At 33.8% G+C, this 16,851-nt stretch carries 17 protein-coding genes; 16 read left to right on the forward strand and 1 reads right to left on the reverse strand.

The window, feature by feature from the left end; translation table 11 throughout:
* Positions 1-44: 44 nt before the first annotated feature.
* Positions 45-848, reverse strand: coding sequence for a hypothetical protein (locus KFZ70_RS07325; RefSeq protein WP_139695585.1), 804 nt, complete (start codon positions 846-848; stop codon positions 45-47).
* 157 nt (positions 849-1,005) lie between these two features.
* Here KFZ70_RS07325 and KFZ70_RS07330 point away from each other — a divergent pair, with 157 nt between their 5' ends.
* The 16 genes from KFZ70_RS07330 to KFZ70_RS07405 all read left to right on the forward strand — a co-directional run bounded on the left by KFZ70_RS07330 (position 1,006) and on the right by KFZ70_RS07405 (position 16,779).
* Positions 1,006-2,013, forward strand: a complete 1,008-nt coding sequence (locus tag KFZ70_RS07330; RefSeq protein WP_139698913.1) for an IS30 family transposase — start codon at positions 1,006-1,008, stop codon at positions 2,011-2,013.
* A gap of 66 nt (positions 2,014-2,079) precedes the next feature.
* Complete coding sequence (locus tag KFZ70_RS07335; RefSeq protein ID WP_139697660.1) at positions 2,080-2,943, forward strand: acyl-CoA thioesterase II; 864 nt, start codon at positions 2,080-2,082, stop codon at positions 2,941-2,943.
* Complete coding sequence (locus tag KFZ70_RS07340; RefSeq protein WP_139697658.1) at positions 2,943-3,632, forward strand: glycerophosphodiester phosphodiesterase family protein; 690 nt, start codon at positions 2,943-2,945, stop codon at positions 3,630-3,632. Before KFZ70_RS07335 ends, KFZ70_RS07340 begins: the two co-directional genes overlap by 1 nt.
* Positions 3,629-4,840: an NAD(P)/FAD-dependent oxidoreductase gene (locus KFZ70_RS07345; RefSeq protein WP_139697656.1), complete on the forward strand. Its 1,212-nt coding sequence runs from the start codon at positions 3,629-3,631 to the stop codon at positions 4,838-4,840. Before KFZ70_RS07340 ends, KFZ70_RS07345 begins: the two co-directional genes overlap by 4 nt.
* The gene (locus KFZ70_RS07350) at positions 4,841-5,377 is read left to right on the forward strand and encodes a DUF1697 domain-containing protein (protein WP_139697654.1); all 537 of its coding nucleotides are present in this window, start codon (positions 4,841-4,843) and stop codon (positions 5,375-5,377) included.
* Between the two features lie 3 nt (positions 5,378-5,380).
* Positions 5,381-6,463, forward strand: coding sequence for a diphosphomevalonate/mevalonate 3,5-bisphosphate decarboxylase family protein (locus KFZ70_RS07355; protein WP_139697651.1), 1,083 nt, complete (start codon positions 5,381-5,383; stop codon positions 6,461-6,463).
* A 68-nt stretch (positions 6,464-6,531) separates the two neighbouring features.
* Complete coding sequence (locus tag KFZ70_RS07360; protein ID WP_139697650.1) at positions 6,532-7,461, forward strand: mevalonate kinase; 930 nt, start codon at positions 6,532-6,534, stop codon at positions 7,459-7,461.
* A gap of 60 nt (positions 7,462-7,521) precedes the next feature.
* Positions 7,522-8,424 carry a geranylgeranylglycerol-phosphate geranylgeranyltransferase gene (locus KFZ70_RS07365; protein ID WP_139697648.1) on the forward strand — a complete coding sequence of 301 codons (903 nt, stop codon included), beginning with the start codon at positions 7,522-7,524 and terminating at the stop codon, positions 8,422-8,424.
* Positions 8,425-8,596: 172 nt separating this feature from the next.
* Positions 8,597-9,439, forward strand: coding sequence for a pseudouridine synthase (locus tag KFZ70_RS07370; protein ID WP_139697646.1), 843 nt, complete (start codon positions 8,597-8,599; stop codon positions 9,437-9,439).
* A gap of 231 nt (positions 9,440-9,670) precedes the next feature.
* The gene (locus KFZ70_RS07375; RefSeq protein WP_139697644.1) at positions 9,671-11,449 is read left to right on the forward strand and encodes a T9SS type A sorting domain-containing protein; all 1,779 of its coding nucleotides are present in this window, start codon (positions 9,671-9,673) and stop codon (positions 11,447-11,449) included.
* A gap of 571 nt (positions 11,450-12,020) precedes the next feature.
* On the forward strand, positions 12,021-13,472 hold the full coding sequence (locus KFZ70_RS07380) for an arginine decarboxylase (protein ID WP_139697642.1): 1,452 nt from the start codon (positions 12,021-12,023) through the stop codon (positions 13,470-13,472).
* Between the two features lie 4 nt (positions 13,473-13,476).
* Entirely contained in the window at positions 13,477-14,412 is a 936-nt protein-coding gene (gene speB / locus KFZ70_RS07385; RefSeq protein WP_139697640.1) for an agmatinase, read from the forward strand.
* Positions 14,405-15,379 carry a deoxyhypusine synthase family protein gene (locus tag KFZ70_RS07390; RefSeq protein WP_139697681.1) on the forward strand — a complete coding sequence of 325 codons (975 nt, stop codon included), beginning with the start codon at positions 14,405-14,407 and terminating at the stop codon, positions 15,377-15,379. Before speB ends, KFZ70_RS07390 begins: the two co-directional genes overlap by 8 nt.
* Before the next feature lie 35 nt (positions 15,380-15,414).
* Entirely contained in the window at positions 15,415-15,726 is a 312-nt protein-coding gene (locus KFZ70_RS07395) for a hypothetical protein (RefSeq protein WP_139697639.1), read from the forward strand.
* 29 nt (positions 15,727-15,755) lie between these two features.
* Positions 15,756-15,977, forward strand: a complete 222-nt coding sequence (locus tag KFZ70_RS07400) for a hypothetical protein (RefSeq protein WP_139697637.1) — start codon at positions 15,756-15,758, stop codon at positions 15,975-15,977.
* 22 nt (positions 15,978-15,999) lie between these two features.
* The gene (locus KFZ70_RS07405) at positions 16,000-16,779 is read left to right on the forward strand and encodes an RMD1 family protein (RefSeq protein WP_139697636.1); all 780 of its coding nucleotides are present in this window, start codon (positions 16,000-16,002) and stop codon (positions 16,777-16,779) included.
* The last annotated feature ends 72 nt before the right edge of the window (positions 16,780-16,851 follow it).

Here is a 16,851-nt window from a genome sequence, read left to right on the forward strand (position 1 = left end):
AAAAACTACTTTAAATCATGGGAATACCTTTAAACTGGCTATATTTAATCAAGTTTAAAGGTATAGAGCTTACCCCCATTGCTTTTATTTTTTTCATCGGTAATGTAAACCGTTGATTGGTTTTTAAACGTGATGCCCTCCTTTTGCGAATCATGCTTAAAAGGCATTTCAGAGATATCACCTTGAAAAACATCATCCGACTCGAAATGGGTGATTTTCCAAAGTTTATCGTGATTTAAAAGTACTATAGTTTTGCTATCGGCACTAATATCAGCCGATGTAATTCTATTATGCTTACCTTTTAAGTTAAATTCGGTAACCAGTTCTGCGGTATGTTTTCCTATGGTATTAGGAATTTTAACAAGAATGCTTGTTTTGTATTCCTTACTAAACACATAGAAATGGTTCTTGTAAAGAAAAAAAGCCTCAAAATCTTTTGATTTTATTTCTTTTGGAAGGACAAAGTCTATGCGCTCTGCGGTAGTGTTTTTCTTTTTTAAATCTGATATTTTATAAATAGTAAATATATCTCGGTTTTTACTGTTATTACCAAAGTCGCCAATGTATAAATTGCCTGCAGCATCTGAGGTTAAATCTTCCCAATCTTCATTAGTAGCATTACTAATATTAATGTTTTTTATTATTTCTCCTTGCGTGTTAATACCGTAAACATTGTTTTTATTACCATTGTCTTCAATAGTCCAAAGTAAATCAGAATTTGGTACTTTTTCAATAGCAGAAGCCTCTTTTAAGCTAGAAGGTAAATGTGCTACGAGGTCTAGCTTTCCTGTATGGCAAGCTTGTAATATAAAGGATAAAACCAGTAGTTTTTGAATTTGGTATAGCATATTTTTCTTTTGATTTCAAAATAATAAGTTTATTTGCTATTCAAAAATTTAATATCTTAAACTATTTCTAAGTTCAATTAATAAGTGCAACACGAATATTTAAAATAGATGGGGCTAGCCCCATCTATTTTAGGCTCAATATTTATATTCGTTTTGGATGAAACATTATAAACAATTGACCTTACCACAAAGGTATCAAATCTCTGCGTTATTAGATGCAGGAATAAGTATTACTCAAATAGCTAAAACAATAGGTTTTAATAAGAGTAGTATATCACGAGAATTAAAGAGGAATACACCAAGTAGAGGCCGAACATCTGGTAAATACTTGCCAGAACACGCCCATCAAAAGACAAATGACAGGCATTGTACCAAAACAAAGTCTATAGCGTTGACAGATCAGCTTAAAGAACGTATTGCTGGATTAATGGAATATGAGAAATGGAGCCCAGAACTCATAGCTAAAAGACTTGCTAAAGAAGCTGAAACCTGCGTGAGTCACGAGACTATTTATAAATGGATATGGACTGCAAAACATAGCAATCATAGAAAACACAAACGCTACAAGAACCTTTACAAACACCTACGCCATACAGGTAGAAGGCAAAAAAGGAACAATGTAAAGGATAAACGAGGTGCAATAACAGGGCGCGTAGGCATAGATAAACGTCCCCAGGTCGTAAACCAACGTTCTCGCATTGGAGATATAGAAGTAGATTTAATGATGGGAAGCAACCACAAATCAGCGTTATTAGTAATGACAGATAGAACAACATTGATAACTATGATAGAAAAACTGGGTAGTAAAAATGCAGATGAAGTCTATCAAAAAATGAGTAAAAGACTCACAAACTTTAACTCATCTTGGATAAAGACCATAACTTTTGATAATGGAAAAGAATTTGCACAACACAATAAAATAGCGAAAGACTTAAATGTAAAAACATACTTTACAAGACCATATACCTCTCAGGATAAAGGAACAGTAGAAAATAGAATAGGCGTTATAAGAAGGTTTTTTCCAAAGAAAACAGACCTTAGAGAAGTATCAATCAAAAGAATAAAAGAAGTTGAAAAATTACTAAATTACAGACCTATTAGAAAGTTTAATTATAATAACCCTATTGAAGTCCTAAATAATAAGTGTGTTGCACTTATGGGTTGAACTCAGCATTTATAAATGATACTTAAAACCTTCTTTATTTTAATAGTTTTAAACAAAAAATAAGATATGACTACAGTTGACGACCTGATCAATGTGCTGGTACTAGAAAAAATAAATGATCACGAATTTAACGGCATAAGTAAAAGTGTAGGGAGTCCAATTGTGTTTGGTGGTCAGGTTTTAGCCCAGGCTTTAAATGCAGCATGTAGAACCATTACTAATAACAGAGTATTGCATTCTATGCATGCTTATTTTCTTGAGGCGGGTAGTTTAAGTTATCCTATAACTTATCAAGTGAGTATTGTGCGCGATGGTGGGAGTTTTTCGGTAAGGCGAGTAACCGCCCATCAAAAAGGGAATACTATTTTTATATTGTCGGCTTCCTTTCATAAAAATGAAGAGGGTTATAACCATCAAATAGAAATGAAAACGAACCTGAAGCAACCCGAAGATTTGTTGAGTTGGACAGATATTTTACATCAGTTTGGTGATTTTTTGCCCAAAAGTTTAAAAGCTTTTTTTGAAATAGATCGCCCTATAGAATTTAAGCCTCAACAGTTGATAAACCCGTTAGAACCTAAAGACTTGCCACCGTATCTTGATGTGTGGTTTAAACTAAAGGGAAATACTAACAATCTGGATTTGGCAACAAAACAACAAATTCTTACATATATTTCAGACTATAATATACTAATTTCAACCATGAATCCACATGCCAGCAAAGCACACTGGGGAAATACACAAACCGCTAGTTTAGATCATTCTATGTGGTATTTTAGAGATTTTGAGTTTGATGATTGGATGCTGTTTTCCATTGAGTCACCTAGCGCTTCAAAAGCCAGAGGTTTTACCAGAGGTAATATATTTACTAGAGCAGGTAAGCTAGTGGCATCCGTGGCTCAGGAAGGCTTAATTCGCCCCATAAAATAATGACACAAAAGTATTTAAAAATAGGACATAGAGGAGCCAAAGGGCATCTCGCTGAAAATACCATAGAGTCTATTACAAAGGCTTTAGAATATCATGTTGATGGTATTGAGATTGATGTGCATAGATGTGCTACAGGAGAGTTGGTGGTGTTCCATGATTTTACCTTAGATAGAATGACCAACGGAACGGGTGAAATGGCAGCGCATAGTTTTGAAGCTTTAAGAAAACTTAAGATAGATACCTATTATCAGATTCCAACACTTGAAGAAGTTTTAAATTTGCTTTGTAACTCGTGCCTGTTAAATATAGAATTAAAAGGGAAAAACACAGCAGAAGGAACTGTACAAATAATTAAAGATGCTGTCAAAGGGAAAAAGTGGTCTTATAATAACATAATTGTATCCAGCTTTCAACATCATGAGCTGGAACATGTTTTTAAGCATGACAAAAATATTCTATTGGGGGTATTAACAAAGGCGAATATGGATGAAGCCTTGGAGTTTGCAAAAACAGTTAATGCGGTGGCCATTCACCCTAATGTTGCCTTAGTCACGCGGTCTAATGTAAAGCGAGTTCAAGAATTGGGCTATTCAGTTAATGTTTGGACAGCGAATGAAAAAGCAACCATTGAACGTATGAAAAAATATGGGGTGGATGGTATTATTTCTGATTACCCCGATAGATTATGATGCAAAAAGATGTAATTATAGTTGGTGGCGGTGCAGCAGGTTTTTTTGCAGCTATCAATATTGCAGAACAAAACCCTAAGCTGCAAGTTGCTATTTTAGAGCGAAGTAAAGAAGGTCTTGCCAAAGTAAAGGTGTCCGGTGGTGGGCGATGTAATGTGACCCATGCCGAATTTATACCGCAAGAACTCATAAAGAATTACCCTAGAGGTGCGAAAGAGCTACTAGGGCCTTTTCATCAGTTTATGACAGGAGATGTTATAACGTGGTTTGAAAAGCGCGGTGTTGCATTAAAAATAGAGGAGGATGGGCGTATGTTTCCAGTTACCGATTCTTCTCAAACTATTATTGATTGTTTTCTAAGTGAAGCAGAACGGCATCAGGTAGCTGTGTTCTACAATCATGCGGTAAAAACAATTCAGCCTAACGAAAACGGGTTCTGCATAAATACAACTCATGACACGTTTGAAGCTGGAACACTTTTAGTAGCTACAGGTAGTAATCCTAAAATATGGCAGGTAGTAGAAGGCTTAGGGCATACCATTTCAAAACCAGTACCCTCGTTATTTACTTTTAACATTGCAGATGAACGTATTAATGGCATTCCTGGTGTTGTGGTGTCTCATGTTTTAGTTGAGGTGGTTGGGACTGATTTATATAGCGAAGGACCACTTTTAATCACGCATTGGGGTATGAGTGCACCTTCTATTTTAAAACTTTCAGCTTTTGGGGCTCTTGAGTTAGCTCAATGCAATTACAAATTTCAAATCAAAATAAATTTTATAGGTGAAGCCTATCAAAGTTGTTTAAACCAACTAAAACTATTAAAACAAAATTTAGCAAAAAAAACCGTGTATAAGTCTACACAATATGATTTACCCAAAAGATTGTGGCATAAATTGGTGTTAGCTTCTCAAATGACCCAAGATACACGTTGGGCAGATATGAATAAGGGGCATTTAGAGGAGTTGGCCAGGCAGTTAACAGAAGCTATTTTTCAAGTGGATGGTAAAAGTACCTTTAAAGAGGAGTTTGTAACCGCTGGGGGTGTTGATTTAAAAGAGGTTAATTTTAAAACCTTTGAAAGTAAGAAAGTAAAAAATCTATATTTTGCAGGAGAAGTTTTAAATATAGATGCTATAACTGGAGGTTTTAATTTTCAAAATGCATGGACAGGAGCCTATATTGCCGCTCAGAACATTTCAAAATAAATGAAAACATATATTGCTTTGCTTAGAGGGATAAATGTGAGCGGACAAAAGAAAGTGCCCATGGCTGAATTAAGGCAACTGCTTTCAGACTCAGGATTGTTTAATGTGAGTACCTATATTCAAAGTGGTAATGTGGTATTTCAATCTGTTGAAACAAACATAAAGCAGTTAGAAGCACAGATTCATGATACTATTCAATCACATTTTGGTTTTGATGTTCCAATTTTGATACAACAACTTGAAGCATTACAATACATTTTTGATGCCTGTCCGTTTTCACCCAATAAAAAACAGAATAGTTATTTTATGCTGTTGTATGATGCTCCAAAGGAAGAGCTTGTAGCAGACCTGTATAAAGTAAGCTATCCTAATGAAGAATTTGTAGTTACAGAACACTGTGTTTATTTCTATAGTGCACTGGGTTATGGCAGAGCCAAGTGTAGTAATAATTTCTTTGAGAAAAAATTAAAAGTAACAGCTACCGCTAGAAATTATAAAACTATGGTAAAGTTATTATCTTTGAGCGCTGAAAATTAAAACATGACAGAAACTTATTTTATTCCTAAGCCTTACACAACATCTGTTGAAAGCGGTTGTTTTACTTGGTCTTCTCCAAGCAATATAGCGCTTGTAAAGTATTGGGGGAAAAAGAAAAATCAGATTCCAGAAAATCCGTCTATTAGTTTTACTTTAAATGAATGTAAAACAATAACCACCTTGCGCTTTTCAAAAAAACAACACAGTGAAGGGTTTTCATTTGAGGTGTTTTTAGATGGGAAACAACAAGACGATTTTAAACCAAAGGTAGAAACGTTTTTTAAGCGGGTAGAGGTTTATTTACCGTTTTTAAAAGACTACCATTTTACAATAGAAACCTCCAACACCTTTCCGCATAGTTCAGGTATTGCTTCTTCAGCTTCGGGGATGAGTGCCTTGGCTCTGTGTTTAATGAGTGTTGAAAGCGCCCTGAGTGATACCTTAGAGGAAGCATTTTTTATTCAAAAAGCCTCTTTTTTAGCGCGATTAGGCTCAGGAAGTGCTTGCAGAAGTCTTGAAGGCGATTTGGTGGTTTGGGGCAAGCATGAGGCTATTCAAGGAAGCTCTAATTTATATGGGGTCAAATATCCACTTGAAGTCAACACCATATTTAAAGATTTTCAGGATACTATTTTATTAGTTGATAAAGGTGAAAAACAGGTTAGTAGTACGGTGGGGCATGGTTTAATGCATGGGCACCCGTTTGCTCAAGAACGTTTTAAACAAGCACACAAGAACCTAACGGCATTGTCTGAAGTTTTGCAAAAAGGGGATTTAGATAGTTTCGTTTCTATGGTTGAAAGTGAGGCGCTCACACTTCATGCTATGATGATGACCAGTATGCCTTATTTTATTTTAATGAAACCCAATACTTTGGAAATCATAAATAAAATTTGGAACTTTAGAAAAGAAACTGGTTCAAAAGTATGCTTTACTTTGGATGCTGGTGCTAATGTACATGTGCTATATCCTTTTAACGAAAAAGAAGTTGTTTTGAAATTCATTCAAAATGAATTAGTTGCATATTGCCAAAATGGACAGTATATTTGCGACCAAATCGGTTTCGGTGCAAATAAAATAGAATAATAACCTTATTTTGTTTAAAAAATTTGTATTTTTAGTAAACAAAATAAAGTTTGAACCGTATTAATTTTATGAAAGGACCACTTTTTTATTCGAAGATTCTCCTGTTTGGCGAGTATGGAATCATTAAAGATTCTAAAGGCTTATCTATACCGTATAACTTTTATAATGGTGCGTTAAAAAAGAGTGAAAACCTTTCAGAGCAAGCCTTAAAATCAAACGAAAGCCTAAAACGTTTTGCCGAATATATAGCTCATATTGATGAGGATATTGTACAGTTTGATATTGAACGCCTTCAGCACGATGTGAATTCAGGAATGTATTTTGATTCTTCAATACCCCAAGGTTATGGTGTTGGTAGTAGTGGTGCTTTAGTAGCAGCTATTTATGATAAATATGCCTTCAATAAAATTACGGTGCTTGAAAACTTAACACGTGAAAAGTTATTGAAACTAAAGACTATTTTTTCATCTATGGAATCTTTTTTCCACGGAAAATCTTCAGGTCTTGACCCTTTAAACAGCTATTTAAGTATTCCTATTCTTATAAACTCAAAAGATAATATTGAGGCCACCGGTATTCCAGCGCAACAAAGCGAAGGTAAAGGAGCCGTGTTTTTAATTGATAGTGGTGTAGTTGGTGAAACAGCACCCATGGTGAGTTTGTTTATGGAAAAAATGAAGCAAGAGGGGTTTCGTAATATGCTGAAAACACAATTTATAAAGCATACCGATGCTTGTGTAGAGGATTTCTTAAATGGCGATGTTAAATCGCTTATAAAAAACACAAAGCAGTTATCTAAAATTGTTTTAAATAATTTTAAGCCCATGATTCCTATACAATTTCATGAGTTGTGGAAAAAGGGTATTGAAACCAATGAATACTTTCTTAAACTTTGCGGATCTGGCGGCGGCGGGTATATTTTAGGTTTTACAGAAGATATAGATAAGGCTAAAAAATCATTATCTGATTATAAATTGGAAGTAGTTTATAACTTCTAAATTTCATTTACCTTTAAGGTTTACCTGAGCTTTTTCAAGGTTTTATCAAATTGTTTTAAGATGCTGTCTAGAAAACAGAAACACATTCTACTTAAGTTCTTTAGCATGTTTTCGGTTGTAAGAGGATACAATATCCTTATTGTTATGTTAGCTCAGTACCTTACATCGGTCTATATTTTGGCGCATGACATACCGGTAAGACAAGTGGTTTTTGATATAAATTTATTTATGCTTGTTTTGGCCTCTGCGGCTACTATTGCGGGGGGCTACATCATTAATAATTTTTACGACTCTGAAAAGGATTTAATCAATCGACCTATAAAATCAAGGCTAGATCGCTTAGTGAGTCAAAACACCAAATTGTCCTTTTATTTTGTGCTTAATTTTCTAGCGGTTATAATGGCTAGTTATGTATCTTTTAATGCGGTAGTATTTTTTTCTATTTATATTTTTGGTATTTGGTTTTATTCACACAAGCTCAAAAAGTTGCCTTTTGTAGGTAATTTAATTTCGGCTATCTTAACCATTACACCTTTTTTTGCTATTTTTTTGTACTACAAAAATTTTGAAGCGGTCATTTTTGTACATGCTATTTATTTGTTTCTTATGATTTCAATGCGCGAGCTGACTAAAGATTTAGAAAACATAAAAGGCGACGTGGCTCAAAATTACATTACTATTCCAGTGGCTTATGGTGAACAGGTTTCAAAAATTATGCTAACGCTTTTGGCAGTATTAACACTAGTTCCAGCATACTTGCTCATATTTAAATTTGAAGTAGGTTATATGGCGCTCTTTTTTTATTTCAGTATTTTTCTTTTAGGAGTGTTTTTGTTTTTGCTCTGGAAATCACAAACAAAAATACACTACTTGATACTGCACAATATTTTAAAATGTATTATTCTAGCTGGGGTGTTTAGTATACTGTTATTAGACCCAAGTGTGATTTTGAACCGTATTTAAAAAAGTTTTGGGCGTTACCCTTAACACGTTAAGGGGCAGGCTTTCGGCAGTCGCTCCCTCCTAGCGTCGGGGGGCTTCAACAAATGCCTCAATCCTTAATGCAGAAAAACAAAATGTAACATAAAATATAGAATCGTAATATTAAGTATATCTTTGCATAAAAATTATCATTATGAATAGACAAGAAGGAGGAAAAGGAAAGGGGAGACCATCAGGACGTGGTCAAGGAAATAAGCGTTTTACAAGTTACGCCAGAGGAAATGCTCCTATAAAAAAGTCTAGCCCCCAGCCCAAAAAAGCAAATGATTCTGATGAAATAAGGCTGAATAAATATGTAGCAAATGCAGGAGTTTGTTCGCGTAGAGAGGCTGATGTACATATTGCTACGGGCTTGGTTTCGGTTAATGGGAAAGTAGTTACCGAGATGGGTTATAAAGTAAAGCCAGGTGATGAAGTGCGTTATGATGGTTCAAGAATAAGTCCGGAAAAAAAGACGTATGTATTATTAAATAAACCCAAAGGATTTGCAACCACCACAAGTGAGGGTAAAGGTAGAACGGTCATGGACTTAGTGGCCAATGCTACAAATGCTAAAATAAAACCTATAGGGCGATTAGGAAGAAACTCAAAAGGGTTATTGTTGTTCACCAATGACGATACGGTGGCTAAAAAGTTTACCAATTCAAAAAATGGAGTTCCACGCTTGTTTCATATTGAATTGGATAAAAATTTAAAACTTGAAGATTTAAAAAAGATTCAAAACGGTTTTAAAATAGAAGATAAACTTATAGAAGTTGAAGAAATCAGCTATATAGATGGTGCAAGTAAAAAAGAAGTTGGATTAAAAATTAAGAATACAGGAAATACCATTATTCGTACTATTTTTGATCATTTTAAATACGATCTTTTAAGTGTTGACTGTGTGGCTATTGGGCATTTAACCAAAAAAGATATTCCACGAGGGCATTGGAAACATTTAACTACTCAGGAAGTTAATACGTTGCAAATGCTATAATGATGTTATAATCTCAAATTAAAAGCAGTGCAGAAAGTGACTGGTCTTAATATATCGAAAGCAAGTCTACTGACAAACTAGTGGGTAAATTCGATTTTAGAGGTTTTTTAATGTTTATAGTTGTAAAAAAAAACATATATACCTAATAGTCTTTTTATTAAAATATTGTAGGAAATTGCATTTTTTGTTATTTTTATTGATAAACTATAGCTAAAAGACTACAATTATTTTATGAAGCACCTAATTTTTATAACCTGTTTGATTTCTATATGTTTTATCTTTCAGGCTAACGCGCAGTTTGAACTTAGCACAAAGAGTAGTGTTAGGGGGTTGAGGAATGGTACTGTTACTTTTACAGATTTTGATTCTGATGGAGATTTGGATATTTTAATATTTGGTAATGATATTTTGGCCAATGTTTATTCTCTGCTGTATCTAAATGATAATTTAGAATTGACTGAAAATGGGATTGACAATTTCCCGAATCTAAATGATGGTAATTTAGATTGGGCAGATTACAATAATGATGGAAAAATGGATTTGGCAATCATTGGGCATTCTCCTGAAAATAATGGTGCAATAAGTAGGGTTCTTACTTATGAGAGTGAGTTTGTTGATTCTAATATTGAGCTTCCTGGAGTAAGTAGAGGTTCTATAGATTGGGGTGATTATAATAATGATGGGCAAGAGGATATTTTAATTGTTGGTCAAGACAACTCAAGTGCTTCAATTACTAAAATATTTGAAAATAAAGATTCAGTATTTACTGAAATAGACTTGCCTTCCGTAGAAGGTGTTTCTTTTGGGAGTGCTTCTTGGGTTGATTATGATGGTGATGGCCTTTTGGATTTTATGATTACAGGAGTTACAGGTGTAGCTCCTAATACAGGAGACCCTATTACGCGTTTATACCGTCAAACAGAAACCGGGTTTGAGTTGGTTTTTGAAAATACATTTGAAGGTGTTCGACTTAGCTCTATAGATTGGGGTGATGCGGATAACGATGGAGACTTGGATTTACTGCTTACAGGTTTGACTGCTTCATCTCAAAATTACACAGGCCTTTATATAAATAACATTACATCTTTTACAGAAATGAATACAGGGCTTCCAAATGTAATTGAGGGGTTTGCTAAGTGGGCTGACTATGACAATGATGGTGATTTAGATATTTTAATTACGGGAAATGTTCCTTGGCCAGATGATAAGGTTTGTAAAGTATTCTCAAATGATCTACTTACTTTTACAGAAGTCTTTTCAGTTGAGGGAGTAGGTCAGTCTTCTGGAGGGTGGGCTGACTTTAATAATGACGGTTATTTAGATTTCTTTATAAATGGACAAAAGTCAAATTTTGATTTAGAAGCAGCTATTTATTTAAATACAACATTAATATCTTCAGAAAAATTATCTAGCAAAGAGCAAGAATCTTTAAAAGTGACCAATACAGCTCCAAGTACCCCTTCTGGGCTTTCAGAAGAAATTATCGGTAATAAGTTAAAGCTGACTTGGAATGCCTCCTCTGACGATAAAACAATGCAAAGTGCTATTACCTATAGTGTGAATCTTTACAAAGATGGAGAACTGTATATTCCGTCATTAAGTAATTCAGATGGTTTCAGAACTATTGTTGAACCTGGTAATGCAGGAGCCAATTTGTTTTTTATAACAGATAATTTGCCTAATGGTAATTATACATGGTCTGTGCAAGCTATAGATAACACTTTTTCTGCGTCTTCGTTTTCCAATATTTCTGGAGGAATTACTCTATCAAATAACACTCTTATTAAAAGTCCAATCAGTATTTTTCCCAACCCTACGAAAAACAAATTATATTTGAGTTTAAATGAACAAGGTGGTTCATATCAGTTGATTAATCTTTTGGGTAAAGTTGTTAGCTATGGTAATCTGAAAACTGACTATATCAATCTAGAAGGTGTTTCTTCAGGCGCTTATTTGCTAATGGTTCAATTAAATTCACAAACTATCGTAAAGCGTATAGTTAAACAGTAAGTCAAAATAGAAGACAAATTTAAAAAATGACGTACTTATATTTCTTTGTTCTTATGAGTTAATGTATTTAGATTAAACAGTTTATGAAAACAATAATTAAAAAGAAGTAATATCTTCTTTATTATTGCGATTTAAAAATGTTTGATGTTTATTTTATTCAGAAAACCAGATAGTTAGATCTTTTAAAGTACACTAAAAAAAGCTTAAAATTTTTTTAAAAAAAGCTTGGTGTATTGAAAAATAAACTACATTTGCCGCACCAAAATTTTAAAATGACATGGTTTAATACCCCTTAAGATTTTGGTTTAACGTATTAGCTGAACAAATTGAAACCTGTTTCTGTGTTCGGGCTTTTGAAAATTAGGAAGTCATATTCAAAAGCAGCTTATAGATTAAGTAACCGAATTTTAAAGCTAACTTCCGTGTCTCCTATACATGCTATACAGCATGAATACGCTTTTGTGCCTACTACGCGTCAAGAATTCCGTATTTGATAGTAATTATTTTTTATTGACTTAACGTGTAGTTAATCTGCACCATACATCTTTAACTCATATAATTACAACATACATTGAATACAAAATATACAGATTTAATCAATCAGACTTTTGATTTCCCTCAAGAGGAATTTAAAACTGATAAAGGACAATTACATTTTCATGGCATTGATTTAATGCAATTAATAAAACAGTATGGTGCGCCATTAAAGTTTACCTATTTGCCTCAAATATCTAACAATATTAATAAGGCAAAACAGTGGTTTATTAATGCCATGGAAAAGCATGATTACAAAGGCACTTATAACTACTGTTACTGTACAAAGAGTAGCCATTTTAAGCATGTTTTAGATGAAGCTTTAAAGAACGATATTCATATTGAAACATCATCTGCTTTTGATATTGATATTGTAGAAAATTTAAAAGAAGCTGGTAAAATAACTGATGATACCTATGTCATTAGCAATGGGTTTAAACGTGAACAGTATGTAACCAATATAGCCCGTTTAATTAACAACGGACATAGAAATGCCATTCCTATAATAGACAATTATGAGGAAATTGATTTACTATCTCAAGAAATTAAGGGTAAATTTAATGTAGGCATACGCATTGCTTCAGAAGAAGAACCAAAATTTGAGTTTTATACCTCTCGTTTAGGTATTGGCTATAAAAATATTGTGCCTTTTTACAAAAATCAAATCGCTAATAATGATAAGGTTGAGCTTAAAATGCTTCACTTTTTTATTAATACAGGCATTCGTGATAACGCTTACTATTGGAATGAACTTTTAAAATGTTTACGGGTTTATACGAGCTTAAAAAAGATTTGTCCGTCATTAGATAGTTTGAACATTGGAGGCGGTTTTCCTATAAAGAATTCATTAGCTTTTGAATTTGATTATGAGTACATGATTGATGAAATCATCAATCAAATTAAATTAACCTGTGAGGAAGAAGAAGTTGATGTACCCAATATTTTTACGGAATTTGGAAGTTTTACCGTGGGTGAAAGTGGTGGAGCTATTTATGAGGTGCTATACCAAAAGCAACAAAACGACCGCGAAAAGTGGAATATGATTAATTCATCCTTCATTACCACATTACCAGATACCTGGGCTATTAATAAGCGTTTTGTTATGCTGCCCGTTAACCGATGGAATGATAGTTACGAACGCGTACTTCTAGGAGGGCTAACATGCGATAGTGATGATTACTACAACAGTGAGCAACACATGAATGCCATTTATTTGCCTAAATACAATAAAGAGAAACCATTGTATATAGGGTTTTTTAATACAGGAGCTTACCAAGAAACCATTGGTGGTTTTGGCGGGTTGCAACACTGTTTAATTCCTACGCCAAAGCATATTTTAATTAACAGAGATGCTAATGGGAATCTCACCACAAAAGTATTTAGCGAACAGCAAAAGAGTGAAGATTTATTAAAAATATTAGGGTACCAAAAGGCTCAGGAGAAAGTTGTTGAAAAACCAATAATAGAGCTAACCGAAGTAGAATATTAAACCCATGAAAGTGAAAACATACGCAGGAATTCCAGAGGAATTTGCAAAATTAGAACAGGCTAAAATTGTTTTAATCCCAGTGCCTTATGATGGTACAAGTACGTGGCAAAAAGGAGCAGATAAAGGACCAAAAGCTTTTTTAGAAGCTTCAGAGAATATGGAGCTTTATGATATAGAAACAGGTACAGAAGTATACCAACAAGGGGTGTATTTAACTGAAGCTGTTACAGAAAATGCGTCGCCAGAAGCTATGGTTGAAGCGGTGCATCAAACCACAAAAAAATACATAAAAAAGAACAAGTTTGTAACCATTTTTGGTGGCGAGCACTCCATCTCAATAGGAACAATTAGAGCATTTAATGAAATGTATCCTAGTTTAACCGTATTACATATTGATGCGCATGCCGATTTACGTCAGTCATACGAAGGCTCTACCTGTAATCATGCTTGTGCCGTTTATGAAGCGAGTCAAACCACTAATTTAATTCAGGTTGGTATACGCTCTATGGATATTATGGAAAAAACCGTGATGGATGAAGATAAAACATATTTTGCACATGATATGGCTGTTGATGATTCTTGGATGGATGCAGCTATTGATCAGATGACAGATAATGTGTTTATCACATTTGATTTAGATGCCTTTGATCCGTCTATATTACCAAGCACAGGAACCCCAGAACCGGGCGGCCTTTTGTGGTATGAAACCTTAGACTTTTTAAAGCAAGTGTTTGAAGAAAAAAATGTAGTAGGTTTTGATATTGTTGAGCTTTGTCCGAACAAAAAGGAAAAATCATCAGACTTTTTAGCGGCTAAATTATATTATAAAATGTTAAGCTATAAGTTTATGAATGATGAAATAAATGATGAATATGATAACGCCTTTCAAATAACAGAACAAAAAAAGAACCCATTAAAATTTGAAGAAAATGATTACTAGCAAAGGGCCTATTTCACAATTTATAGAAACTCATTATTTGCATTTCAATGCTGCAACATTGGTTGATGCAGCAAAAGGTTATGAAGCGCAGTTAAATAGTGGGGCAAAAATGTTAGTGTCATTAGCAGGAGCAATGAGTACAGCTGAATTAGGGAAAAGTTTTGCTGAAATGATTCGTCAAGATAAAGTCCAAATTATTTCATGTACAGGTGCTAACCTTGAGGAGGATATCATGAATCTAGTAGCACATTCGCATTACAAACGTGTGCCTAATTACCGTGATTTAACGCCTCAAGAAGAATGGGATTTATTAGAAAAAGGATTAAATCGTGTAACAGATACCTGTATTCCCGAAGAAGAAGCCTTCCGCAGATTACAACAACATATTTTTAAAATATGGCAAGAAGCTGAAGCTAAAGGAGAGCGTTATTTGCCTCATGAGTATATGTATAAAATGTTGTTGTCAGGCGTATTAGAACAGTATTATGAAATTGATATAAAAGATTCATGGATGTATGCTGCTGCCGAAAAGAATTTACCTATTGTATGCCCTGGTTGGGAAGATAGTACTATGGGAAATATTTTTGCAAGCTACGTTTTAAAAGGTGAATTAAAGGCAAGTACCATGAAATCTGGTATTGAGTATATGACCTTTTTAGCAGATTGGTATACTGAGAATTCAGAAAAAGGCATTGGTTTCTTTCAAATAGGAGGTGGTATTGCAGGAGATTTTCCTATATGTGTTGTACCTATGTTGTATCAAGATATGGAACGTACAGATACCCCTTTTTGGAGCTATTTTTGTCAAATAAGTGATTCAACAACAAGCTATGGTTCGTATTCTGGAGCAGTACCAAATGAAAAAATCACGTGGGGAAAGCTAGATATAGATACCCCAAAATTTATCATAGAAAGTGATGCAACTATTGTTGCGCCTTTAATTTTTGCTTATCTTTTGGGCAAGTAAAAATGACCAAATCAGAAAAAACAATAAAACCGAACATGAAACATAGAAATGATAATTTAAAGCGTGTTATAGTTGATTTCAAAAAGCTTACGCCAGAAATATTGGCCTTATTGGTAGAACGTTATCCTGATGGGTATGATGATGACGATATTATATCTTTTAGAAATCAACATAACGATATGATTGAAGCGGTTGAAGTAACTACAGAAGACACTAAATACCTTGTAAAGGTAAGTTCTAAATTATCTGTAACGATGGAGAATTATGATGTTGAAGATTATGAAGATTTTGCTGATGATGATCCAGAAGCCATTCAACCCCCTAGTATGGATGATGAAGAAGAATAAATAAACACTAATATAATTAATTATACATCATGAGAACTGCTGTTTTTAAGTCTTACAAAAACGGTTATTACAATTTTTGGTTTGAAAATGGAGAAGAATTGGCTTTTGAGGAAGTGCATCCAAGAGTATTAAAACAATTCGATTTAAAAAATGACAAAAGCTTAATTGATTTAAACTTTAGAATATCTTTTGTAGAAGATGGTGATGATGATAATCCCATATACAGAGTAGAAAGTTTAAAGCCACTCTAAAACATGTTTATTACAATTCATAATGTATTCAGTAGTTGCTTACCAAGTAGCTAGTGCTATCAATATAAAAACTAGTAAACAGCAGTTGCCGTGGCAACTGCTGTTTCAAGATAGCGACGAACTTTATTATAAAAGTTCAAACAATCAGTTTGTTTACATATTTCAGTATGGCATGGTCTGTTTTTTCAATATGACCAGTGCTGAAATTGAAATGGCATTAAAAGAAATAACCCCTTTTTGTAGTCATTACTTTTCCGAAAAATTATCTGATTCAGTACAAGTCTTTGTTAAATCTGGTATCTTAAAAGTTCAATTTGACAGTGTTATTCTTCCTAGTTTAGATCAGGAAATGATTCGTTTGGTGATGTTAAATGCCTCACAGTCTGTCGCTCTAAATAGGTATTCAGAAATTACTGAAGAATTATTAATAGAAACGAATAAACATACCTTATACCTTGAGGAGAAAGGGAAGTTAGATATTTCTGGACATAAGTTAAAGCGCTTTATAGGTAAGGTACTTAACATAAAAAACAAGATTTCTGAAAACCTTTATATTTTTGATTCGCCCGATATCACTTGGGAAAATGAAGCGCTTAATAGGCTTAATCTAGATTTAAAACGCTCTTTTGATTTAAAAGATAGGTATCGATTAATCCACGACAGAATAGAAATCATTAAAGAAAATCTAGAGCTTTTTAAAGATATTATGGATCATAAAGAGAGTAGTTTGCTGGAGTGGATCATCATTATTCTTATCGTTATTGAGGTGTTAGATTTGTTTGTGGTAAAGTTTTTTACATAGGCGTTTTTTTCAATAGGATAATAAGCCGTATATTTAAAAGGTAGTTTATAACTGTTTTTGTGGTATGGTTTT

The organism is Allotamlana fucoidanivorans, assembly GCF_045788535.1.
Taxonomy (GTDB): domain Bacteria; phylum Bacteroidota; class Bacteroidia; order Flavobacteriales; family Flavobacteriaceae; genus Allotamlana; species Allotamlana fucoidanivorans.